1 protein-coding gene is annotated in these 568 nt (G+C 28.9%); it reads left to right on the forward strand.

What is annotated here, in order from left to right; genetic code table 11:
* The coding region (locus IC174_RS20725; protein WP_227483920.1) for an IS256 family transposase at positions 1-568 on the forward strand (568 nt) is incomplete at both ends.

A 568-nucleotide genomic window follows, 5' to 3' on the forward strand; every position in this document is an offset into this window, starting at 1 on the left:
TTCCAAGAGACAGAGATAATGACTTTAACCCAGTAGTCGTTCCTAAAAATATTAGAGATATCTCAGGAATCGAAGAAAAAATAATATCACTTTATGCAAGAGGTATGTCAACAAGAGATATACATGACCAAATATTAGATTTATACGGTATAGAAATTTCAGCTGATCAAGTAAGTAATATAACAAATGTTGTAATTCAAAGAGCTAAAGAGTGGCAAAATAGACCTCTTGAACAAGTTTATCCTTTTGTATTTATGGATGCAATTCATTACAAAGTAAGAGATGATGGAAAAATAAAAAATAAAGCTGCATATATAGTTCTAGGAGTAAATAAGGATGGTTTCAAAGATATTTTAGGAATATGGATAGGTGAAAACGAAACTTCAAAGTTTTGGTATAGTGTTTTAACCGATTTAAAAAATAGAGGTGTTAAAGATGTACTAATTTTTAGTGTTGATGGATTAAATGGCTTTAAAGAGGCGATAGCCGCAAGTTATCCTAATTCTATAATACAAAAATGTATAATCCATCAGATAAGAAATACTTTTAAATATGTTTCATACAAAGA

This window comes from Clostridioides sp. ES-S-0001-03, from assembly GCF_020676075.1.
Taxonomy (GTDB): domain Bacteria; phylum Bacillota; class Clostridia; order Peptostreptococcales; family Peptostreptococcaceae; genus Clostridioides.